General features: G+C 61.4%; 23 protein-coding genes and 1 pseudogene. 8 read left to right on the top strand and 16 right to left on the bottom strand.

Features of this window, described 5'->3' with window-relative positions; translation table 11 throughout:
• Positions 1 to 347 precede the first annotated feature (347 nt).
• Together MSKU9_RS03185 and MSKU9_RS03180 are read right to left on the bottom strand one after the other, a co-directional pair.
• The gene (locus MSKU9_RS03185; RefSeq protein ID WP_162851914.1) at positions 348 to 848 is read right to left on the bottom strand and encodes a phage scaffolding protein; all 501 of its coding nucleotides are present in this window, start codon (positions 846 to 848) and stop codon (positions 348 to 350) included.
• Between the two features lie 27 nt (positions 849 to 875).
• Positions 876 to 2288, bottom strand: coding sequence for a phage portal protein (locus MSKU9_RS03180; RefSeq protein ID WP_141259906.1), 1413 nt, complete (start codon positions 2286 to 2288; stop codon positions 876 to 878).
• Positions 2289 to 2404: 116 nt separating this feature from the next.
• Here MSKU9_RS03180 and MSKU9_RS03175 point away from each other — a divergent pair, with 116 nt between their 5' ends.
• On the top strand, positions 2405 to 3031 hold the full coding sequence (locus tag MSKU9_RS03175; RefSeq protein WP_141259905.1) for a DUF2726 domain-containing protein: 627 nt from the start codon (positions 2405 to 2407) through the stop codon (positions 3029 to 3031).
• A gap of 377 nt (positions 3032 to 3408) precedes the next feature.
• Here MSKU9_RS03175 and MSKU9_RS18885 read toward each other — a convergent pair whose 3' ends face one another.
• From MSKU9_RS18885 to MSKU9_RS03160, 3 genes are all read right to left on the bottom strand, one after another.
• Complete coding sequence (locus MSKU9_RS18885) at positions 3409 to 3696, bottom strand: glucosaminidase domain-containing protein (protein WP_141259904.1); 288 nt, start codon at positions 3694 to 3696, stop codon at positions 3409 to 3411.
• 292 nt (positions 3697 to 3988) lie between these two features.
• Entirely contained in the window at positions 3989 to 5302 is a 1314-nt protein-coding gene (locus MSKU9_RS03165) for a phage terminase large subunit (protein WP_193557621.1), read from the bottom strand.
• Positions 5303 to 5428: 126 nt separating this feature from the next.
• On the bottom strand, positions 5429 to 5821 hold the full coding sequence (locus MSKU9_RS03160) for a terminase small subunit-like protein (protein ID WP_227002345.1): 393 nt from the start codon (positions 5819 to 5821) through the stop codon (positions 5429 to 5431).
• Between the two features lie 134 nt (positions 5822 to 5955).
• On the opposite strand from MSKU9_RS03160, the pseudogene MSKU9_RS03155 reads away from it, so the two are divergent.
• Positions 5956 to 6213: pseudogene (locus MSKU9_RS03155) on the top strand (transposase); the annotation flags it as partial.
• A 39-nt stretch (positions 6214 to 6252) separates the two neighbouring features.
• Here MSKU9_RS03155 and MSKU9_RS03150 read toward each other — a convergent pair.
• The 5 genes from MSKU9_RS03150 to MSKU9_RS03130 form a co-directional block, all read right to left on the bottom strand.
• Entirely contained in the window at positions 6253 to 7323 is a 1071-nt protein-coding gene (locus tag MSKU9_RS03150; RefSeq protein ID WP_141259902.1) for a hypothetical protein, read from the bottom strand.
• A 312-nt stretch (positions 7324 to 7635) separates the two neighbouring features.
• Positions 7636 to 9063, bottom strand: coding sequence for an APC family permease (locus MSKU9_RS03145; protein ID WP_227002344.1), 1428 nt, complete (start codon positions 9061 to 9063; stop codon positions 7636 to 7638).
• The gene (locus tag MSKU9_RS03140) at positions 9060 to 9848 is read right to left on the bottom strand and encodes a carbon-nitrogen hydrolase family protein (RefSeq protein WP_141259901.1); all 789 of its coding nucleotides are present in this window, start codon (positions 9846 to 9848) and stop codon (positions 9060 to 9062) included. Before MSKU9_RS03140 ends, MSKU9_RS03145 begins: the two co-directional genes overlap by 4 nt.
• Before the next feature lie 240 nt (positions 9849 to 10088).
• Positions 10089 to 11216, bottom strand: coding sequence for a DMT family transporter (locus tag MSKU9_RS03135; RefSeq protein ID WP_141259900.1), 1128 nt, complete (start codon positions 11214 to 11216; stop codon positions 10089 to 10091).
• A 460-nt stretch (positions 11217 to 11676) separates the two neighbouring features.
• Positions 11677 to 12264: a hypothetical protein gene (locus MSKU9_RS03130; protein ID WP_141259899.1), complete on the bottom strand. Its 588-nt coding sequence runs from the start codon at positions 12262 to 12264 to the stop codon at positions 11677 to 11679.
• Positions 12265 to 12652: 388 nt separating this feature from the next.
• Here MSKU9_RS03130 and MSKU9_RS03125 point away from each other — a divergent pair, with 388 nt between their 5' ends.
• The gene (locus tag MSKU9_RS03125; protein WP_141259898.1) at positions 12653 to 14476 is read left to right on the top strand and encodes an amidohydrolase; all 1824 of its coding nucleotides are present in this window, start codon (positions 12653 to 12655) and stop codon (positions 14474 to 14476) included.
• A 52-nt stretch (positions 14477 to 14528) separates the two neighbouring features.
• Here MSKU9_RS03125 and MSKU9_RS18350 read toward each other — a convergent pair whose 3' ends face one another.
• Entirely contained in the window at positions 14529 to 14792 is a 264-nt protein-coding gene (locus MSKU9_RS18350) for a hypothetical protein (protein WP_193557620.1), read from the bottom strand.
• 178 nt (positions 14793 to 14970) lie between these two features.
• Between MSKU9_RS18350 and MSKU9_RS03115 the strand changes: the two genes are divergently transcribed.
• The 4 genes from MSKU9_RS03115 to MSKU9_RS03100 all read left to right on the top strand — a co-directional run bounded on the left by MSKU9_RS03115 (position 14971) and on the right by MSKU9_RS03100 (position 18254).
• Positions 14971 to 15939, top strand: coding sequence for a S24 family peptidase (locus tag MSKU9_RS03115; RefSeq protein WP_141259897.1), 969 nt, complete (start codon positions 14971 to 14973; stop codon positions 15937 to 15939).
• A 437-nt stretch (positions 15940 to 16376) separates the two neighbouring features.
• Positions 16377 to 16631, top strand: a complete 255-nt coding sequence (locus MSKU9_RS03110) for a hypothetical protein (protein WP_141259896.1) — start codon at positions 16377 to 16379, stop codon at positions 16629 to 16631.
• A 542-nt stretch (positions 16632 to 17173) separates the two neighbouring features.
• Complete coding sequence (locus tag MSKU9_RS03105) at positions 17174 to 17785, top strand: YceI family protein (RefSeq protein ID WP_370685909.1); 612 nt, start codon at positions 17174 to 17176, stop codon at positions 17783 to 17785.
• A 40-nt stretch (positions 17786 to 17825) separates the two neighbouring features.
• Positions 17826 to 18254, top strand: a complete 429-nt coding sequence (locus tag MSKU9_RS03100; RefSeq protein WP_141259895.1) for a DOPA 4,5-dioxygenase family protein — start codon at positions 17826 to 17828, stop codon at positions 18252 to 18254.
• 127 nt (positions 18255 to 18381) lie between these two features.
• Here MSKU9_RS03100 and MSKU9_RS03095 read toward each other — a convergent pair whose 3' ends face one another.
• Positions 18382 to 18864 carry a hypothetical protein gene (locus MSKU9_RS03095; protein WP_141259894.1) on the bottom strand — a complete coding sequence of 161 codons (483 nt, stop codon included), beginning with the start codon at positions 18862 to 18864 and terminating at the stop codon, positions 18382 to 18384.
• 297 nt (positions 18865 to 19161) lie between these two features.
• Between MSKU9_RS03095 and MSKU9_RS03090 the strand changes: the two genes are divergently transcribed.
• Positions 19162 to 19833 carry an EcsC family protein gene (locus MSKU9_RS03090; RefSeq protein ID WP_227002342.1) on the top strand — a complete coding sequence of 224 codons (672 nt, stop codon included), beginning with the start codon at positions 19162 to 19164 and terminating at the stop codon, positions 19831 to 19833.
• On the opposite strand, the gene MSKU9_RS18730 is transcribed toward MSKU9_RS03090, so the two are convergent.
• From MSKU9_RS18730 to MSKU9_RS18715, 4 genes are read right to left on the bottom strand one after another with little or no spacing between them, the layout of a single operon-like run.
• The gene (locus MSKU9_RS18730) at positions 19826 to 20065 is read right to left on the bottom strand and encodes a transposase (RefSeq protein ID WP_141259893.1); all 240 of its coding nucleotides are present in this window, start codon (positions 20063 to 20065) and stop codon (positions 19826 to 19828) included. The two genes, MSKU9_RS03090 and MSKU9_RS18730, sit on opposite strands and share 8 nt — an antisense overlap.
• Positions 20066 to 20070: 5 nt before the next feature.
• Positions 20071 to 20190, bottom strand: a complete 120-nt coding sequence (locus MSKU9_RS18725) for a hypothetical protein (protein WP_264371835.1) — start codon at positions 20188 to 20190, stop codon at positions 20071 to 20073.
• A 17-nt stretch (positions 20191 to 20207) separates the two neighbouring features.
• Positions 20208 to 20360: a hypothetical protein gene (locus MSKU9_RS18720; RefSeq protein WP_154670665.1), complete on the bottom strand. Its 153-nt coding sequence runs from the start codon at positions 20358 to 20360 to the stop codon at positions 20208 to 20210.
• On the bottom strand, positions 20357 to 20560 hold the full coding sequence (locus MSKU9_RS18715; protein ID WP_162515715.1) for a transposase: 204 nt from the start codon (positions 20558 to 20560) through the stop codon (positions 20357 to 20359). Before MSKU9_RS18715 ends, MSKU9_RS18720 begins: the two co-directional genes overlap by 4 nt.
• Positions 20561 to 20717: the final 157 nt, after the last annotated feature.

The raw sequence follows: 20717 nt of genomic DNA, 5'->3' as shown, positions 1-20717 counted from the left end.
CCGATGGCCCTGTCACGATAATGGGTCTTATAAACATCATGCAAAGCAGTTCTGTTTACGCCTGTGCAATCTGATTATGCCCCAAAATAGGAAAAATACAGAAGACACACATAAAAAATAAACAAAAATAGCACCCTTGAAAAATCCAGGGGTGATTGCTGTATATGCGGATTATTGTCATAAGCGGGTCGGTTTCCAGAAAAGTGGGCATCTCTTCCTATCGTCGGACAAAAGAGAACGGAATCCTGTTTGCTTTTCAGGAGAAAATTACAATCTTTCAGTATTATCCACGTTCTTTATTCAAATAGTGGAAACAGGAAATTACTCCGTCCCTTTCGGTTACGGTTCTACGTCGCCACCGGCCAGCGCAGGCCCGCTGCACTGGCGGCTGCCTTCACATCGCGCGCACCTGCCGTGCGGGCATCGAACGGAGTGGGATCGCCCGCGCGTGGTGCGGGGCCAGCTGCAGTAGTGCCGCTGGCGGCCCCCGATGCGGGCTGTGGCATGGTAAACAGATAGGCACGGCTGTCACGTGCAGCCTGCATGACCGTGTCCAGCCCCTGCGGCGTACCGTCTTCGGCCAGTGTAACGGCAGACAGGTCCACCAGCCGCACGACATCGGCGGGTTCGACCGCCCCCATGCGGGCAGCCATGGCGCGGGCTTCGGCGCGGATTATGGCGCGGCTGGCGCGCGTGCGGGCGGTGCTGGCCTGTTCGGTGGCGCGCGCCAGGTCGGCTTCCAGCGTGGTGCGGGCCTGCATGGCTTCATCACGTTCGGCGCGCAGGGCGGCCAGTTCGCGGCGCATTGTGTCCATGTCAGGGGTTTCAGGAACGCTTGATCGGGTCATGTCATGCCTCCATTCATGAATAAAAGATCAGTTCGGGTTTTCAGTGCCGATGCGCGCCCATTCGCTATGGGGGCTGGGCGTACCTGCGCGGGCGGCCAGAATCATGCACGCCGTCTGCCGTGACAGGAACCCCCCACGCACCGCCGTATCCAGCCCCTGCGCCAGTTGCGCCAGGTCGGCTTCCGTCCCCGGGAAATAGGGCGGCCACTGCAATGCCAGACCATCGGCATCCAGCCCCGCGTAATCGCGCCCGCCAATACGCAGGCCACCGGTAATGACGTGAGAAAACGCGCACACCATGCGATACAGCGCCAGCAGTCCGTATTCGCCGTATGACAGGCGCATCCGGTCCGCCAGCCACAGCAGGGGCTGGTACAGCATCTCCATCGCGCGGCCCGATGTGGGAGCGCTCAGGCGGTCGGCCTGCGCGCGGTTGCCGTGGATCTGCTCCATCACGCTGGCACGCAGTTCGCGGTAATGATCCCGCATTGCCCCCGCCGCATCGCCGTTGATTTCCAGCAGCTTGGCATCCCCATCCAGCGGCAGTGTCAGCGCCGATGCAGCCCCCCCTGATGACGCGGGCGTGCCATCGGCATACGGGTCCGGGCCAGCGCGGATCACCAGCCGTGGGTCGGCGCTGTATTTCAGGCCGCGCCCGGATTGGGACAGCAGGTAATCGCACTCGATCACCGTATCGATGGCAGCTTCAAACGTGCATGGCCCGTCCACCACGCCGGGGGCGGTCAGGTTGGCCATCCATACCCACGGTACGAAACCCAGACCATGGTGGGTGCTGCGCGTGGGGTCCAGCCGCGTGGGCAGGCCCGCATCGACCCGCTGGGGTACGTAAACATGGCAGTCTGCGCGGTCCCATACACGTAGCCACCAGAACACGGTTGTCGCATCATCGGGGTTGACCTGCCACCCTTGCCCCGCCAGCGTAGCGCCCGTGACCTTGTAGCACTCGGTCATGCGGGACAGTTCACCCGTGCCATCCCATTGCGGGGTCAGGTACAGCGTATCATGCACGGCAAAGCGCAGGCGGCGGTCTACCGCTTCCACCAGCACCGCAACCGATCCGACCGACCCACGGGTCGCCGCGTCCATCATTAGCGCTGGCAGCGCCGTGGCCGCCGCAACCTGCGCCAGTATGCCCGGCAATACGGGATCGGTGGCCGCCGTAGTGGGCCAGTGCAATGCACCAAACAGCAGCGACACCGCATCATCCACCACTGCGCGGCACATATTGGTGCGCACCGACGGCCTGCGCTGTGACAAAGGGATGTATTCCCCTGCCCCGTTATATTCGGTGCCGAACGGGTTGGGGATGGCATCGTACTGCGTGCCGGCCAGCACGCGGCCCAGTGCGGCAAGCCGCCCTGCACGGGGGGGCAGGTCCGGATCGTGGGGGTAGGTTTTCCTCAGTTCCTGCCAGTCCATGCTGTCTCTCCGATGTGTTGGGCAAAGGGGGGTGGATTTGATGGTGATGCGGCGGCAGAACCGCGATAGACAGGCCGCCTGGGGGCATATGACCGTGCGATGGAGAAAAAAAGAAAATGGATATCAGTCACCTACTACTGACCCCGGTTCGCCTGGCGGTCGAAATTGGCGTCGTAGGCGTGACCATTGCGGTGGTTGTGGGCGCATGGCGCAGGCGGTATGGCCACCCGCCCGTAGCGGTCCTGTTCCAGCCCGCGCCATCGCAACCCCCGGCGCCGCCGTCGGTACAGTCCTCATCCGTGGTGGATGCGGGTTTCAACGTGCCGGTTTCCATGACCGATTACGACTGGGCAGTGCGGCTGTATGAGCCCACCGCCCTGCTGTCGGAATGGGAGCGGCGGGTGCTGTCCATACTGGTGACGCAGGTGCCGCATGGCTATTACGTCTGCCCGCAGGTCAGGCTGGCGGATTTCATGGTCCCGCGCGGGCCGGACCGTGACGCCAACCGACAGGCGTTTTTCAAGATCGCCTCCAAATCAATTGATTTCGTGGTGGTGCATGTGCAAAGCTGCACTGTAGTGCTGGGGATCGAACTGGATGACAGCACCCACGCCCACCCCGAACGTCAGTATCGTGACGGACTGGTTGACGCCGCCTGTGCTCATACCGGTATTGCCCTGCTGCGTTTTTCCCCCGGCGCACGGGTGGATATCAGCGGATATTTCCGTGCGGCTCCGGTATGACCCGCCCGACGCCTGCGCCGTATCACCGTGGTGGCGGGCGGATCAGGTATGGTGCGTATTGTGCTGAATGGTATTGGAAATACCGCATGACATGTTTAAGGCGGATAATATTATTCCTGCTCCCGTGCATCGTGTTTTTACAGACATCTGATCGCGCATTCGCTACATCCATACAGGCGGACGACGGGTGAAAAATTTACGCTAATGTGCGGTATCAGTATCAGATCTGCTATCCGTCCCGTCTGCTGAAGCCACAGGGAGAACCAGGTGACAGCGACGGACAAAGGTTTCTGGCCCGTGATGGTGGAGAGTCAAGGCATTGGCATAAGCATCAGGATTATTCAGATACGTTCTTGCCAGCCTGTAGGCCGGATGTGTCACCAGTAAGCGTCTGTGTAGTGTAGGTCGAACGCTTCATTAATTGAAGAAAAGACCCGAAATGGTGCCATGGTCGAGAGCAGTCTGTGGTCTCTGGTTTCCTCATGCGTTGGTGTCATGACAAAATTCTGGTCACGTGAGGCCTTTATTCCGAACGGGTTATTGAAATGAGGTGGCATGTGTTGTCCAAAACCGCTTTCCAGCATCCATTGGGCAATCGTGATGGATGCCGGGACGCCCCTGACGTCATCTTGACGCGGGTGCCCCGCGTGATTGTCCCGGAGCATTCAACAGGCGCAAGGCGCAAGGCGTGGGTCCCGCAGGTCAATCCGTCCGTCAGGACAGGATATGCCAGCAAGGTTGTGTTGAATCTTCTGGATCGCCCCAATGGTACAATATCCACAGACGCCATCGACACGCAGACGGGAGCGGATTGCGGAAACCGTGTGTTCAGCAGTTCCTGAACGGCAATAATATCTTCACGTCGGTTCATGCCGCCCCTGCCAACGAAAGCCATGATTTTAAGGGATCTGGATAAGGACATGATAAACGCCTTTCATATACTGGTCTTCTCCGTCCCTATCGCCCCAGTGTAAACCGCGTCGGCACCCATCGCGCGGGGGCGGCGGGCGGTGCGGAGAGCATGAGGTCCGTCAGCGCCCAGACCAGCGCATCCGCCCGGTCAGGAGAATGCGGGCCATGGTAGCCACTGGCGGAAAACTGACATAACTGCTCCTCCAGCGTGACAAAGCTGCCGTGATGGGTCACGCGACCCTGTTCATATAATGCCGCCACAGGTTCAGCACGCGCGGCCTTGCCCCGGCTGGCGGTGACCATGCGCAGGGCGGCGTTGGGGTTGATGCCGCGCAACGTGGCCTCGACCAATGCACCGCCAAAATTATGTTCGGCCACGATGCGCTCCGCCCCCCAGTCCATTTGCGCCTGCAATGCCGCGCGCGCCCATCCTGCCGGGCTGTCCCGTCGCGACAGGTCAGCCAGAACATGACCATTCCCGCCCGCATCCACGCCGCATACGACAATGCCGATTTCGTCCGATCGCGTATCCTCCGGTCCCGAACAGCCCGACGGGTCTACCGCCACGACAATGCGGCGCATGTCCCTTGTCACGCTGGCATGGGTTGCAGGTGTGACAGCGGCAGTACGGCGGAAATCCTCCATCCGCCACAACGCGCCATCCACCGCCTGTTGATATTCGCCCAGCATGAAACGTCTGCGCTCGCGTTCCGGCAATGCTTCCAACTGCGCCATGTATTCCGGCGACAGGTTGGCGCGGTTGCCATCGGGGTTCAGGCGCATGGTGGCATAACGTGCGCAGTCCAGCGGTGTGCCGGATGTAGGGTCCATCCCCCCCTCAAACACGCGGTACAGCCAGTGCGCGGTGGTGGGGGGATTGGCGTCAATATATTCCTTCAGCGCTAGGGGCGATTTCTGCGCCAGTCTTGTCAGCAGCATGTTGCGCGCGCCATAGGTGATCTGGCTGGCTTCGTTGAGGTAAACGGTGGCGAATTCCAGCCCCAGTATCTTTTCCGTCCGGTCCTCATCATCCAGCCCGCCAAATAAAATGACCGACCCGTTGGGCATTTCCACTGTCCAGTCGGTGCGCGACAGCGACCATGGGACAGTAGGAAAACACCGCCGCATGACAGTGGGAAACGTATCGGCCAGCACGGTGGCCCGTAGCGCGTTCAGCCGGTGACGGAATATGCCGTGCCGCGTGCCCGCCGCCTTTAGCGCCCGGATAACCAGCGCGCGCACCAGCACAAACGTTTTGCCCGACCGCGCGCCCCCGCGCAGCAGGATATGGGTGGCGGAACCGCCCAGTAGACGGTTGGCCGCGCGCTGGTCTGGTGTCAGGCTGAAGGCGTGTTTCAAAAGCCTGCCCCCCTGAAATACTTTGAAAGTAGAAAAATTTTTTTAGTAAAGATTTTTTAGATTTTTGAAGAACGTTGCCTTTTAAAAAATCTGGCACCCGAAAACTTTTATTTACTAGAAAATACTTCACAATTCCGCATCATCGGTCGTAATCGTAATGGCAATGGTGCTTCCCCCTTCCCGCCGGTCAACCGGCGGGCGCAGGCGGGTCGCGACCCACATCCGTGCCTCCATGCGCAGCTTGATGGCGGGCACATCGTCACGGCCGGTGGCGCGGTCGGCTATGGTTATGATTTCCTCGGCCAGTGTATCGGCCGCTGCCTCCCGCGCGGTGGCATACAGGGTGCGAAACCCCGCGTTATCGCGCAGCCAGCGAAACACCGTGGCCCGGTGTGGCATGGCCGGATCTGCACAGATCGCACGCAGGCTGTGTCCATCAGCCAGCCGGGTGCAGATATCCTCAGCTACCCTGCGGCTATACGCTCCGCGCCGTGCGCCCGGTATGGCGGGTTCGGGCATGGTTATTCTTCCCTGTTATCCAGCTGACATGAAAACGCCCGGGCTGCCGTGTGGGGCAGTCCGGGCGTGGTTGTGTCATGATAGGGTTGTTATCGTGAAAAAGCGTGCAGGTGGGAACCGGTTTGTTGTGCCCGCTGGCCGATCGCGGGTATGACGCAGATTGGTTCCGCAATGCTCTGGAGGAGAAAGGGATAAAGCCCTGCATTCCTGGTCGCAAATCTCGCGGGAAACCGGTCAGATACGACAGGCGGAAATACAAACGCCGCAGCCGTATCGAGATCATGTTTGGAAGAATCAAGGACTGGAGACGGGTCGCAACAGGTTATGAGAGATGCCCGAATGGCTTCTTCTCAGCCATCTGCCTCGCTGCAACGGTCATGTTCTGGTTATGAGTCCTGAGTCTAATGCGACCCTGATGGCCACCACGGTGATCACACCAGCCCGCCGGGTATTTCCCGCGCAACATCAAATACAACATCTGCATAATCACGCTGACAGTACCGAAAACCCGTCAGCGCAAACATCACCTCCACCGGGATATCGAAATAGAAATCCAGCATCCCCGGTGGATAACCGCTTTCGGTTTCCTCGCGGTCCATGGCGGCGATGGTTTCGTGTAGCAGCGCGGGCGGCGTGCCGGTTATGGTCAGGTCGTGGGGACCTGCGCCCTGTCCGTGGTGGATTACGGACCAGATCTGCGTGCCGTCATGGTGGAAGCAGGTGACACTTTCATACCGGCGTTCATCCACCATGCAGGTCACGACCGTGGCCCCGGCGGAATACGTCGCCAGTCGCGCTGCATGTGCCCGCGCCATGGCCGGATCGTTGCACAGCACCACCGTCCATCCATCGGGCAGGCTGCCGATGGCTGTTGGCGCGGGGCGGGTGTCGTCCTGTGGCGTGCTGGTGTCCGTCAGGCCCATGCGGGCGCATACGGTGACGCGGTTGATGCCGTGGAATGCGAAGGCCGTCACCACATAACCCGCCGGTCGGGGCGGACAGGTTTCACGTATGTAGAAACGCAGCCGGATGGGGGGGAAGATATCCTGCGTTCCTTCGGTCATCTGGACTGGGGCAAAGGTCACGCCCGCCTCCCCCAGGCGATAGGGATAGACGATGTTTTCCGCCGTGCCGTCGCGGTGGGTGCACATGATGACGGCGGCCTGTTCCGGCCCGTCGCCACCGGGCAACAGCACGGTGCAGTTGGCGACTACAGCCGCCGCCCGCGCGCATGCCTGCCGTGCCGCGTCCTGCACCGCGTCGCGCGCGCGATCAAGCTGTATGGTGCTGTCGGCCTGCCCGCCTGGGCCCGCTACCGTCTCGATCGTGCCAAGATAGCGGCCCGGGACCATGACCGCGCCAAACGGGGCAAAGACGCCCTGCCGGGCCAGCAGCCGCTCCACTTCGGGACGCAGATGGACGGCAAGGCGGTCAAAATCCTGCCGTGGCGTGGCCAGCCAGTCCGGCAGGTCAGCTTCAGTCCAGCCCTTGTACACGTCCATCCCTGTCCCCCCGTGCCGGTTCGGGGTCATGATGGGTGGCGGATGGACGGCGTGTCAATCCGGCGGGCCGATGGACCATCGTCCGCTCCGGCCGGTTTTAAACCATGGGTTGTTTCAGACAGACCAAAGGTCCAGGATCTCGTCTTTTCCGAAGCTGTTTGAAAACAAATAATTGATAAAAAACAAAAGTTTTGGGGCACCATCTTTTTACAAAAAGACTGCGTGCTTCGAAGCGTTTGGAAAAAAGGCTTCATCCAGGACGTCCTGATGATTGCAGGATGCTGCTTCCTGATCTGACTTTTCAAACGGTCGCTAATCTGTAATAGCCGTCCGCCCTACACAGAACCCAAGCCCCGTCACCGCAAACGGCAGCACCGCCAGCATAAGGCTGGTCCGGGCGGCAAGGCCCGTAATGCGCGTGAAATTGACCAGAATGACACACAGCACCGCGCACAGGGCCACGGCCGCTACGCACGGGATCACCACGGCGCTGAATGGCCGCCCCCGCGACAGGTCACGCCTGCGGGCAAAGAACGCCACCACCGCCACGGATGTCAGGATCATCAGCACGACAATGCCAATGGTCGAGATCCCGGCCATCGACCCGAAAATATCCACCAGCGGGTCCTCTCCCGACAGGGCGGCGATGCACAGCAGCACGCACGCAGTGCCCGTCTGCACGACGGACGCCACGTGCGGCGAGGCATGGCGGTCATGCGTGCGGGCCAGGAAGGCAGGCATGATCCCGTCGCGCCCCAGTGCAAGCTGGTAGCGCGCGATGATGTTGTGGAACGACAGCAGGCACGCGAACAGGCTGGTCAGCAGCAGCACCTGCATGGCCTGCTGCATTACCCGCCCCGCATATCGTCCTGCGGTTTCCAGCACGATGTTCTGCCCGTGCGCCAGGAACCCGCGCGTGATCCCGGTAATGCTGTCTGCCCCCCATGCATGAATCACGCACCAGCACGATATGGCGTAGAACAGGCCGATGATGATCACCGCGCCATAGGTCGCGCGTGGGATGGTGTGCTGCGGGTCGCGGGCTTCGTCACGGAAAATGGCCGTGGCCTCGAACCCGATGAACCCGGTAATGGCAAACAGCAGCGCCACCGCGAATGGTCCCGCTGCCTGCCCCGCGTCAGCCATGGGAGCCACGGGCATGGGGTGCCACATGATGGCGGCGTTCATGACCACCACTACCCCGATTTCCAGCACCAGCGCCACGCCCAGCACGCGCGAACTCAGGTCGATATGCCGGTAGCCCATCACGGCCACCGCGACCAGCACGCCTGCTGCATACAGCCACCATGGCAGGGCAGGCCCGCCCCACTGCCGCACCGCGTCATCCATGGACCAGCCAAAAAACCCGTAAACCCCAAGCTGGATGGAGGTATAGGTCAGTAGCGCCAGAAACGCCCCCGCCCGCCCGCACCGCGCCCCCAGCCCCGCGCGGATATAGGTAAAGAACGCCCCTGCTTCGGTCATGTATGCCGTCATGGCCACAAACCCGACCGAGAACAGCAGAAGCACCATCGCCGCCGCGACGAACCCGGTCCATGCCAGCGCGCCATTGCCCTGCGTGATTGCCAGCGGCACGTTGCCGCTTATGACCGTAAGCGGTGCTGCGGCGGCGATGACCATGAAGATGATTTCCGCCACGCCAAGATTGCCCGACAGCCGCCCCATGTCGGCAGGGCTGCGTGTGTCGGTGGCAGTGGAGACTGTTGCCCGCACGCTCACGCCGTCAGGCCCATTTCGCGATACACATCCAGCCTGCGGTCAGTCAGGAAGGGATTTTCATGCTGTGCCCGTTCCACCACGCCGGGCTGGATGTCGGCCACGATCAGTGCCTCCTCCAGCCCCGCCTGCGCCAGCACCGTGGCGTCAGGCGCAATGATGCGGCTGTTGCCCACGTAAACCGTGTCCCGCTCGCGCCCGGTATGGTTGATGTAAGCCAGGTAGATCTGGTTTTCCCACGCCCGCGTGCGCACCAGTTCGCGGGCGGAAAACAGGTATGGCTCCATCTGCGCGGTGGGCACCAGCAGCAGTTCGCACCCTGCCTGCGCCACGTAGCGGACGTATTCGGGAAACTCCACATCATAACAGATCATGCCCGACACACGCAACCCGCCAAACGACACAACGGGAGAAGGATGCGTGCCGGGCAGGAAATACGCGCGGTCCATGTCGCCAAACAGATGCAACTTGCGCACATGCAGCACCTCGGCCCCATTGCGGTCCAGCAGCACGGCGCTGTTATACAGCCCGGCGGGCGTATGTTCGGCATATCCCAGCATGACCGCCATCCCATGGGCCACCGCCATGGCGCGCACCGCCCCCACCGCGTCGAAACGGGCCAGGTCATACAGGCTGTCACCAATATCGTAGCCGGTCACGAACAGTTCGGGCGTAATCAGCAGGTCCACCCCCTGCCCCGCCGCGCGCGCCAGCGTGCTGTCAAGTTCACGCAGGTTGGCATCAATATCCCCCGGGGTTCCCGCTGTCTGTAGGCCGGCCACGCGCATGCTGTAAGATCCTGATTTATTACTTCTTCGCAATGGGTATCATGGTCGCCGTCCGACGCAACACAAATCTTGCACGTGCGTACGGGACGACGTCTTTCAGAGTTTTTTGAGAAAACTTCACCAGAAACTTTTATCTGCACGAAGGTATGGCGTGCCGGCGGACTGGCCCGCCGCAAAACACACCGTCCGGCCACGCACTGACGGAAGCTTCACCAGAAAACTGCGGACAGCTCCCGGGGGTCAGGCCGCGTGGGTATGCCCGCCTGGGCCATGGGTATGGCCGGGATCGGGATCATGGTCGTGGGAATGGGTGCCCTCGCCATGGTCATGGCGGTGATGCAGATCGGGGTAATGCGGGTGGCTGTGGACCAGCCTTGCATGCACATGGTGGTGGGTATGGGGTTCGCCCACCGGGTCATCGGGGCCGTGTTTGTGCTGGTGGTGTTCATCATGCACGTGGCGGTGGGTGTGTTCCATGACTTCATGCACGTGTTCGTGATCGTGGCGTTCGCTCACGTGCAGCCACAGCCCTACCGCCATGAACGCCCCCGCAATGGCCAGACGCTCCACGTCATGCGCATGAAACAGCACGACCGACACCACCGCCCCGATAAAGGGAGCCATTGCGAAATATGCCCCCGTGCGCGCCGCCCCAAGGTGGCGCAGCCCCAGCATGAACGCCACAAGGCTGACCCCGTAGCCAAGGAAGCCGATGCCCCCCGCCATCGCCACGACCCCCGCGCCAGGCAGGCGGGCATGTTGCAGCACAAGGGCCGCGCCCAGGTTGACGCTACCCGCCACAACCCCCTTGATCGTGGCGATGCGTACCGGGTCGGCGGCTGAAAGCTGACCGCTAAGGTTATTGTCGATGCCCCAGCACATACAGGCCGCAATGATGTACAGCGCGCCTGGCGCCAGCGCCGCATGCCCCTGCCATGACAGCACGGCTGCCCCCGCCACGATGCACGCGGCGCCAAACAGCAGCCTGCGGTCCACGTTTTCACGAAACACCACCCATGCGATCAGCAGGGTCGCGATGCTTTCCATATTCAGCAGCAGCGACGCACTGGCCGCATCACTGCGCGTCAGCCCGATCATAAGCAGCAGCGGTCCCAGCACGCCCCCTGTGGCAATCACCCCCAACAGGCATGGCAGGTCGGCGCGCGTCAGCGCGGCCTCGTCATGGCTGGGCAGCCGCAGCGCCGTCCGCGCGCCCAGCACCAGCGCCAGTCCGATACCAGAGCCAAGGTAAAGCAGCCCCGCCGCCATCTGTGCCGACATGCCATCCAGCAACAGCTTGGCAAATGGCGTGCTGGCGCCAAACAGCACGGCGGACATCAGGGCAAGGACAAGACCGGTTCTGTTCATCCCCCATCCTTACCACACCGTTTTCGCGTCGGGCCATGGGGTTGTGGCAGCGTGTATCAGGCGGCCTGCCCCGGTGTCATTCCAGCAGTGTATAATTGACCGTGACATCGGCATGGCCGACGAATTCCGCGTGCAGGTCAAGCGGAATCGTCTGCCTCATGAACATGATCATGGTGGCGTTATCAAGCATGATACTGCCCGAGTTTCTGCGGAAACGGACAGACAGGACCCTACCCCGACGGTCCATCCGCAGCCTTTAAGGTCGTATATCCCTGCATGTCGGCGCTGCCTGCCGCAGGGGGATAATACATGTGGTCACGGCCCCACAGATCAATGCGCCGGGTGTTGCCGCGCGTTGTCATGACGGAACTGCTTGCACAAGAATCACTGGAACCGGAGGATTCAGGATCGCTGCCGGTCGTTGTGGCATCCCCATGCGGGACGTATGATTGCTGCGGCCTCACCACCGCTCATGCAGAATATCCAGTGCTGTGTGCAACGTGCGGATGCGGGTGCCGGGGGCTTCGTCCATGCCGCATACCGCGCACACCACACGGGTACGTGCCGGGGTCAGCAGCGACAGGGCGCGGTCGATGGCGCGGCGGGCGTGAACGCTGGTCTCGGTGTCCTCCATCGTGCCGCCACTGCCCGTGCCGGTATGGGGTGTGTAGCGTTGCACAAGCCGCCCGCCACGCGTCGCGCGCAGCCAGCTGGCGCGGAACCGCAATCCTGCCGCGTGCTGGTCGGCGGTCAGGGCGGCGTTGGCGCGGTAGAACAGGCGGTCCAGCATGCAGGTGTCACGCACCCGGCGTACGATGTGCTGTGGGGTGCGCGGGGACAGTTCAACGCGGTCTTCCATCACCACGCGGGCGCGGGCGGCGGGACCGTCGGCCCCCATGTCGGGTTTCAGCCCCATGGCGATGTCGCGTGCGGCCAGGCGCGCCCGGCGGTCGGCACGCAGGATGGCGGCCACGCGGCGGCGTTCCCCGTCGGGGCCATCATGGAGGGTACGCGCGGCATCAGGGGTACGGGCAAGGGGTACGGACATGGCGTTTCCTGTGCGGTCTGTATGATATTTTCATACTATCCGCCGTCCATGCAGGCGGCACGTCCGTACCCCCGACTGCCGGGGCCATGGGGTACACGTGCAACACGCTGCACGCCCCGGTTTCCCGCGTCTGGCCGCAATGGTGTGCCCCTTGAAAAGTCATTTGTAGTCTGAGGCCATGAATATGGATCGTTGTATAATGTTGGGGGCAAGGGGGATGGAGGTTATATCGCCCCTGTTCATGCGGGCCACCTGTATTTGGCGGGTCCATGGTTTATATAAGGAAATATATAACCATACTTGAGTTTTTGCATAACATCCCCGGTTTGACAGCGGCCCGGAAGCGTCATCTATTGTCATTCCGTAATGTTTATGGGGATTATGTTTCATGGGACTGCTGCATTGCCATGCCGTAGGCATGGCCGCCCTGCTGTCATGCGCAGCACCTGCCATGGCGAAGACCGTACCGGCCGATGTCGTCTTTACCAATGGCTATATCTACAGTGTCGACAGGAAGGACCATGTGTACCAGGCCCTTGCGGTAAAGGACGGTCACATCGCCTATGTCGGCAGCAATGTGAAGGCGGCCCGTTATGTCGGCCCCGCCACGCAGCGCGTGGACCTTGGCGGGCGGATGATGATGCCGGGACTGGTGGACGGGCACATGCATCCGCTGGAGGGGGGCAAGAGCCTTATGGGCTGCTCGCTGGATTATCAGGCCCTGACGCACGACGAATTCAGCCAGCGCGTGCGCGCCTGTGTCGCCAATTCAGCGCTGCGCCGGCCCAATGGCACGTTGGTGGTGCGTGGCTGGTTTCAGGAAGCAATGAAGCCTGCGGGCGTGCGCCTGACGAAGGAAGATCTTGATCGCATCGACCCCCGCCGTCCCATCGTGGTGCGGTCCACCTTTGGTCATACCACGCTGGTCAATTCGGTGGCGCTGCGCATGGCGGGCATCACGGCGGCGACGAAGGCCCCACCGGGGGGCGAGATCGTGCATGACGCCAAAGGCCAGCCCACCGGCGTGCTGGAGGACGTGGCGCAGGACCTGATCGAACGCGTGGACCCGCCGCTGAGCGCGGATGAAAACGTTCAGGCAGCCCGCGCATCGCTGGCGGCCATGCGTGAACAGGGCATTACCGGATTCCTTGATGCATGGGCGCTGGATGCCGACCTGTCCAGCTATGCCGCCCTGCAGAAAAGCGGCGAACTTACGGCCCGCGCCCACTTCGCTCCGCTGGTCGAACCTGCCACGGGCACCGATGTCGCGGGCAATGTGCAGCGGCTGAAATCCATCGCGGCAAAATATGATCAGGGGCCGATTGGCGTGGACCCCGGTATTACCGTGCGCAACGTCAAGTTTTTCATGGATGGGGTGATCGCGGCTCCCGAGCTGACCGGCCGCGTGCTACAGCCTTATTATGTCAATACCGGCACGAAGGGCGCGCCCGACTGGGTACCCGGCACGTCGCTGGGGCCTGCGCCCTACTTCCCGCCTGCGGTCCTTGGCCCGCTGCTGCAGGGCGTGGTGCAGGCAGGGTTTGACCCCCACATGCATGCCGATGGCGACGGCGCGGTACATATTGCGCTGGATGGCGTGCAGTACGTGCGCGCACACCTGCCCCATGCCGATTTTCGCCCCGCCCTTGCGCATGACGAACTGGTCTCCCCCGACGATCTGCCGCGTTACAGGCCACTGGGCGCGGTGGCGGTGCTGTCGTTCCAGTGGGAAAAGGAAGGGCCGGACACGGTGGATGCCGGCCGCGATTTCCTCGGTCCAGAACGGGCAAAGGCGATGGAACCCGCATGGCCGCTGTACAAGGCCGGGGCGCGGATTGCCTATGGTTCCGACTGGCCGGTGGACCGCCTGAACGAATGGTTCGCGCTGAAGGTTGGCGTCACCCGCACCAATGCCCCCGAAGCGGGCGAGAAATATGCCCACCCGCTGGGCGACGCTCCCGGCCTGCCCCGGCCTGAGGTACTGCGCGCGATCACCATGAATTCGTCATGGGAGCTGCGTTCGGACACGCTGACGGGATCGCTGGAACGTGGCAAGCTGGCGGACCTGATCGTGCTGGACCGTAATGTCATGCAGGTTCCCGCTGTGGATATCGCAGACACGAAGGTGCTGCTGACCATGGTGGGCGGCAGGGTTGTCTATAACCGCGATGGATCCATTCCGCTGAAAGCCGTGGCCGGCACGGTGCCGTAACCCGTTTGCAGACATCGCCCTGTCTGGATGGGCGATGTCTGTTTCTCAGCTTTTATCCCTGTCCGGGGTCATTACCCATTGGCGGTGCCGTGAAACAGGCCCGGCACGCGGGCTGGTCTGAAAACCATGCCCCGCCATCACGCCCGACCGGCGCGATCCATACCCATTGCGGGTCTGATGCGCCACAGCGCAGCTTGTGCCAGGTCCAGCAGAGAGCACGTACACCACCCACCACCCGCATCCGGGCCAGCGCGCGGCCCAGTGGACGATGGTGTCCAGGTTGCAGGTGGCATGGTCCACCGCGCCACGGAAACATGCGGCGCAGGATCGCGCATGTATGGGCAGGACGTGCCAGCCATGCGGGCCACGCGATACAGGTCGGGTGGGATGGCGTGGGTCATGAGTAAACTTATGGGACATATCCCACAATCTCAAGCATTAATGGGATATATCCCCTCTACACAGGATGGGCGGATTATGGGACAGTTCCCATTATGGATATACGCTCTCCCGCCGCCGCCGAGATCGAACGCCGCATGGCGCTGCTGAACCTCAACAAAAAACGCCTTGCCGAACTGGCAGGTCTGAACGAAACCTATGTTCACGACATCCTGCGCGGGAAGTCGCGCAATCCCGGTGGCGACCGACTGGAAAAGGTCGCTGCCGTGCTGGGCTGCACCGCCAGCGACCTGCTGCGCGGGGGGCTGGCTGGCAATCCGGGGCCTGCGGCTGCGCGGCTGAAGGCGCTGCGTGAACGCGCGGGCTATACCGTGCGCGCGCTGGCGCGTGACGTGGGGCTGGGGGACAGATTTTCCAGCTATGCCTTTTATGAAAACAAGCTGAAAAAGGAATACATCCCGGTCGAGCTTGTGCGCAAGCTGGTGCCGCTGCTGACCGACCGGGGTGATCCCCCCATTGCCGCAAGCGAGGTCTGGGCATTGTCCGGTATCGTGCCGGGCGCGACCGACCTGAACGAAAGCATAAGCCGCGCCGAACGCGCCACCATGCCCGCGCAGAATGACGACGGGGCGATCACGGTACATGAATACGACATCTCGCCCCAGGCCGGCGCGGGTGCGATCGTGGACCACACTGCCTGTGGTGATGGCGAAGGCCACCCGACGCTGGATTCATGGCGCATCCCGCGCGACTTCATCCGCAATTATCTGCCGGATACCGGTGGCCTTGCGATCATCCGGGTGGCGGGCAATTCGATGGAGCCGGAATTTGCCGCGGGCGACCGCGTGCTGGTCGATACCGGGCACCGCATCCCCTCACCCGACGGGGTGTACGTGCTATGGAACGGCATGGGTGTGGTAATAAAGCAGCTGATGCTGGTCCCCAATTCCCGCCCGCCGCGCATCCGCATCATCAGCGTCAACCCCACCTACCCTGTTGATGAAGTCGATGCCTCCGACCTGGTGATAAACGGTCGGGTGGTGGGTAAATGGGTGTGGAAATAGGCACGGCATTTCCGTGATTGCCGCCATACATAGGGGGGCCACCGACAGACAGGACGGGCCGGAACCCGCCACCACGTTGCATGAACCATGGCGTTTGCGCCGGTCGCGGCACGCGTTTTTTATGGCCGGACCTGTCACGACCGCAATGGAATGGGGCGGAAAGGCCATTATGGTTAACCGCTTCTCTGATTCGAAAAATAACATTTTGAATCAAATGGTTCCATGAAGAAAGGTCGCTGCGCACGTGTGGATGAGCCAGATTTGTCCCACATCGGCTATGATCGGGGAATGTGTTCCCTATCACCCGTCATGGTCGGGTGCGCGGGGCATGACCGCTAGATTGTAACTTTTTGTTGCCAAATGGATGCCATATTCAGGGTCTCCTACTGCCCTGCCCGACGCATGTGACGCCGGGGCACCAGGAAAGGAACGCAACAATGTTCAAATCTGCTTCAGCATTCGTGGCGCTGGCCGCGCTGGCCATTGCCACTCCGGCCATGGCGCAAGGCGCAAATGATTTCTGCAAGGCGGTGAGCAAGCAGCCCAGCGGCGAATGGAAAATCAATACGGACACCACCGTCATGATTGGCGGTGCGCGCGTGGACCTGAAACCCCAGACAGTCTATCGCGGCGAAATCAAGATCAATGAAGAAGATCTGCATAACGAATTCGACAAGAACTGTAAGAAGTAAAAACGTCTGGAATAGCCATTTTTCAATGGAATGCGGTGTTGGAGATTGTCATGGAATGGACATTTCAGGATAGAACGTGACCAGAACATGGGAAAGGATTCGGGCTCTCGATGGGCGCAGATTTATTCCTGTGCCCATATCCCGTTCCTTCTGTAATCTCCACGCTGCGGCACCTATCCGGCTTGTGCCGGTCATGATGCCGCAGCACCGCATTTCCAGAGATCCCCAGGTCGTAGCGGCTGGAAATCCCTTACCAGCTTCAGGTTCCGGATGTCGTGGTGGCGGGGATGGCTTTGATGTCAATTGTACCACCCCGCCCCAGCCTCTGGTCTGCCTGACGGGAACACCCTTGTACCGATCAGGCCGATGATGGTGAGTGATTGCGCCGTTTACGATGGCACTGGTCCCTTTGTCTTTCCTGCCCTACTGACGCCGCATTCGGTCCTTAGGCACTCATCCTGCGCCCGCCACCGCTGTCCGGATGCTTCATGCCTGCTGCCCGCTTCCCCTTTGCGTTACAACCCCACGCCGTGACGGGCGTTATCCAGGTCATGACCGACATTACATTCCCTTCCATCCGCCCTTGCCTGTCCGGCATGACCTTGCTGTGCATGGCCGCACTGACTGCCCATCCCGCCCGCGCCGAAAGCCAGCATCTGACCCTGACACCTGCCAACACCACCGTCCTGCTGCGCGCAGACAGCGTGGTGGGCGCGATGGAGGGGCAGTTCGCCAAGGTTTCGGGCACGCTGGATTATGACCTGTCGCGGCAGACCTGCCATGTTGACCTGACCATGGATGCCACCAGCGTGCACATGGGTACCGTGGTGGAACGCAAGGCCGCGAAATCGGGCAACATGCTGGACAGTGACCGCTTTCCCACCACCCGGTACGTGGGCGACTGCAGCCCCCGCGTGGTGAAGGGACAGGTCCAGTCGCGCATGGTTGGCCGCCTGACCATGCGGGGCCAGACCCATCCCATGACGTTTGGCACACAGATGGTCTTTACCGGCAATACCCTGACCATGCTGGACAGCACCGGCACGTTCGATGGCCGCCAGTGGGGTATGTCCACCATGCTGCACACCGTCAAACCCCGCATGCGCACAGAAACGCGCATCACCCTGCCCGCCACCCCTGCCGCCCACGGCTGATATCGCCCCACGGCTAAATCGCACAGAAAGCGCGTCCTCCATGACCGACCAGATGACCGCCCCCCGCACGCTGGCTGAAATCACCAGCTTCCACGCCCATGTCTATTTTGATGATGCTGCCACGCGCGACATGGCGGCCCGCCTGCGGGACCAGATCGCCGCGCGCTTTCCCGTCAGGCTGGGGCGATGGCATGAGGTCGCGGTTGGCCCGCATGTCGCCCCCATGTACCAGGTGGCCTTCGGGCTGGACCTGTTTGCAAAGCTGGTGCCGTGGCTGATGCTGAACCATAATGGCCTGAGCATCCTGATCCATCCCGGCACCATCAACCCGCGCCGCGATCACATGCGTGACGGCATGTGGATCGGCCGCCCCCGTGCCCTGCTGTCCGACCGCCTGCCCGAACATACGTTCGAACCCGATGGCGTGGGTGAAATCAATACGCAGCCTGATGGGAAGACAGTGGTGTAGGTTGTCGGTGCCGGAATTGGCTGCCTGAATGTCGGGTGCTGCCTTTTTTACGGGAAAGCGGCGTTCCTGTGCAGCTTTCCCGTAAAAAGCGTCACCAAAACATTCCGTTTTTCATTCATGTGCTGTTTTAAAACGGATCGTGTCCCAGCGCAGGCAGCCGAAGGATCTGGCGCTTTGCCGCGACCAGTTCATGCGCCCTGTGCCGGAAGGCGACCGGACCTGCCGAGAACGGTTCCAGCAGGTCCATGCGGGGAAGGTTGTGTTCATCATTGATGGACAGGAACATGGCCCATGCCTCGTCCGCCCGACCACACAGGCCCAGCGTCACCCCGACATATAGGTGGACCAGCTGCCCATGTACGGTGTGACCCCACGCTGTCTCTGCTGCGACAAGTGTATCAGCGGTTGTGGCAATGGTGCTCAATTGCGCCGCCGGGACCGGCGCCGTGTTGGCGGCCAGGTGTGCGAGGCGCATGATCTCGGGTTCAAACTGCACGTTCGGGACATATTCGACAAAGTCCGTTATCCGTGCGTACGCGTCAGCATAATCGAAGCTTATGTAGTCCTGGTCCTGCCACAGCCAGTGCGTCTGCACGTTCAGGAATTCCACAATGGTCAGCCACTATCCATGATCGTATATTCATGTGCGTGAACGGCCCTTGTGCTAAGAGCCGAGGGGTCTGGGCACGGCAGTGCCCACTTTCCCCGACCAGCCTGTGATGGGGAGGTTGCATGGAAACGATTTTATGGACCTGCCGCGCTGCGGGCAATATCCATGTCGGCCCGATCCATGGAAAAGGAACAGCCCAGCTGACCGGCATCGCATGGGGCATGGGGCATGGGGCATAAAACCATTTATTTTCCGGGCGTGTTTCCATAAGGATCAGTAAATTTTCACGGATGCATGATGACAGGCTTACACGGCAGTCTTGATCCCTCCCTTGCCCGCTTTATTGACTGGGCGTATCAGGCGTCCGTGGCTGGCATGGGGAAAACCGGATCGGCAGAAGACATGGCGCGGGCCTGTCTTGCCCGCCATGGGGACGATCCGCAGCGGGCAGCGCACGCGTTGATCCGCAGGCAGAACCTCAAGGCCGCGACGGCGGGGTTCATCAGCGGCTTGGGCGGTCTGGCCACACTCCCCCTTGCCCTGCCCGCCAATGTTGCGGGCGTGCTGTATGTGCAGGTCCGCATGATTACGGCCATCGCCGCCATGGGCGGGCATGATATCCGTGATGCGGACGTGAAAGCCGCGTGCCTGTCCTGTCTGACCGAAGTGGGGCTGGAGGAAATGGCCAAGAATATTGGCCTGTCCATTGCCGGATCTGCCGCCGTCAACAATATCGGCAGCCGCGTCGCGGCCGAAGCCAGGAAACATATCGCCCGCCACGCCCTGCATGCGGTCGCCGCACGGGGGCTGGCAGGCGGGGCGGCAGCGGCCATACCCGTACTGGGCGGCATGATTGGTGGGACATTCGACGGCCTGAAAACCAACCGCATCGGCCGCGCCGCCATCCAACAGTTCATTACACCACCCGACCCCACCCTTCTGTCGCCGCCAGGGCGTGTCGTCAGTTAGATTCGATGATAGCGGAGACGAGTTGCACTGCTGCACAGAAGGTTGATTTCAGCTTGTCATAGCGTGTTGCAATGCCTCTGAACTGCTTCAGTCTGACGAAGAACCGCTCGATGATGTTTCGTTTTTCATAAATTGAAAAACGGGTTTTTCGTGGACAGATACGGTTTTTCCTTGGGGGATAACCGGTGTGATCCCCCGCTCTTCGAGTTTTTCGATGAGGGATCGGCGTCATAAGCCTTATCGGCGATGAAGGTCCCGGGATCGACTCTCATCGAGCAATGGCTCTGCTTCAGTGATGTCCGCCCTTTGCCCGGGTGTCAGGGAAAGAGCCACAGCCTTTCCCGCAGCATCGACAATGGCATGGATTTTGGTGGTCAGTCCGCCACGGGACCGTCCGATAGCTTGATCCGCGCCCCTTTTTTACGGGTGCCCGCACTATGCTGGTGAGTACGGACAACCGTGCTGTCCATCATCATGTATTCGTTGTCATGGTCAGCAACCAGATGCCGGAAAATCCGTTCGATCACACCGCTTTCACACCGCTTTCACACCAGCGACGCAGCCGCCGGTGCACGTTCTTCCAGTCCCCGAACCGGACAGCCTGGTCACGCCAGGGGATACCAGCACGGTAACGATACAGCACGGCTTCGATAAACTGACAGTTATCCGCAGCCGTGCCACCGACCAGAAACAGGAAGAAAACATCACAGATCAAACGGGAGTACAAGCGGCATAATCCTCCCGCTTCACTGACGACACGTCCTAAGCTGCAGCAGCGCTGACGGGGCGGCAGACAGCGCCTTCCCAGAGAAGGTCGCCGCCATCCCCTCGATCGCCCGGCGCTTCCAAAGTGCTACCATCATCTGATGCACGCCGTGCTTCGA

The organism is Komagataeibacter diospyri, assembly GCF_006538165.1.
Lineage (GTDB): Bacteria > Pseudomonadota > Alphaproteobacteria > Acetobacterales > Acetobacteraceae > Komagataeibacter > Komagataeibacter diospyri.
This window is presented reverse-complemented; position numbering and strand designations above follow the sequence as displayed.

Bases quoted from the DNA above. Each gene is read 5' to 3' on its own strand.
- MSKU9_RS03175 (WP_141259905.1), top strand. From the start codon at position 2,405: ATGGATATCAGTCACCTACTACTGACCCCGGTTCGCCTGGCGGTCGAA.
- MSKU9_RS03135 (WP_141259900.1), bottom strand. From the start codon at position 11,216: ATGAACAGAACCGGTCTTGTCCTTGCCCTGATGTCCGCCGTGCTGTTT.
- MSKU9_RS18730 (WP_141259893.1), bottom strand. From the start codon at position 20,065: ATGACGCCGATCCCTCATCGAAAAACTCGAAGAGCGGGGGATCACACC.
- MSKU9_RS03100 (WP_141259895.1), top strand. From the start codon at position 17,826: ATGACCGACCAGATGACCGCCCCCCGCACGCTGGCTGAAATCACCAGC.
- MSKU9_RS03115 (WP_141259897.1), top strand. From the start codon at position 14,971: ATGGATATACGCTCTCCCGCCGCCGCCGAGATCGAACGCCGCATGGCG.
- MSKU9_RS03090 (WP_227002342.1), top strand. From the start codon at position 19,162: ATGACAGGCTTACACGGCAGTCTTGATCCCTCCCTTGCCCGCTTTATT.
- MSKU9_RS03160 (WP_227002345.1), bottom strand. From the start codon at position 5,821: ATGCCCGAACCCGCCATACCGGGCGCACGGCGCGGAGCGTATAGCCGC.
- MSKU9_RS18885 (WP_141259904.1), bottom strand. From the start codon at position 3,696: ATGCTCCGGGACAATCACGCGGGGCACCCGCGTCAAGATGACGTCAGG.
- MSKU9_RS18350 (WP_193557620.1), bottom strand. From the start codon at position 14,792: ATGTTTCCGTGGCGCGGTGGACCATGCCACCTGCAACCTGGACACCAT.
- MSKU9_RS03110 (WP_141259896.1), top strand. From the start codon at position 16,377: ATGTTCAAATCTGCTTCAGCATTCGTGGCGCTGGCCGCGCTGGCCATT.
- MSKU9_RS03125 (WP_141259898.1), top strand. From the start codon at position 12,653: ATGGGACTGCTGCATTGCCATGCCGTAGGCATGGCCGCCCTGCTGTCA.
- MSKU9_RS03185 (WP_162851914.1), bottom strand. From the start codon at position 848: ATGACCCGATCAAGCGTTCCTGAAACCCCTGACATGGACACAATGCGC.
- MSKU9_RS03180 (WP_141259906.1), bottom strand. From the start codon at position 2,288: ATGGACTGGCAGGAACTGAGGAAAACCTACCCCCACGATCCGGACCTG.
- MSKU9_RS03140 (WP_141259901.1), bottom strand. From the start codon at position 9,848: ATGCGCGTGGCCGGCCTACAGACAGCGGGAACCCCGGGGGATATTGAT.
- MSKU9_RS03130 (WP_141259899.1), bottom strand. From the start codon at position 12,264: ATGTCCGTACCCCTTGCCCGTACCCCTGATGCCGCGCGTACCCTCCAT.
- MSKU9_RS03150 (WP_141259902.1), bottom strand. From the start codon at position 7,323: ATGGACGTGTACAAGGGCTGGACTGAAGCTGACCTGCCGGACTGGCTG.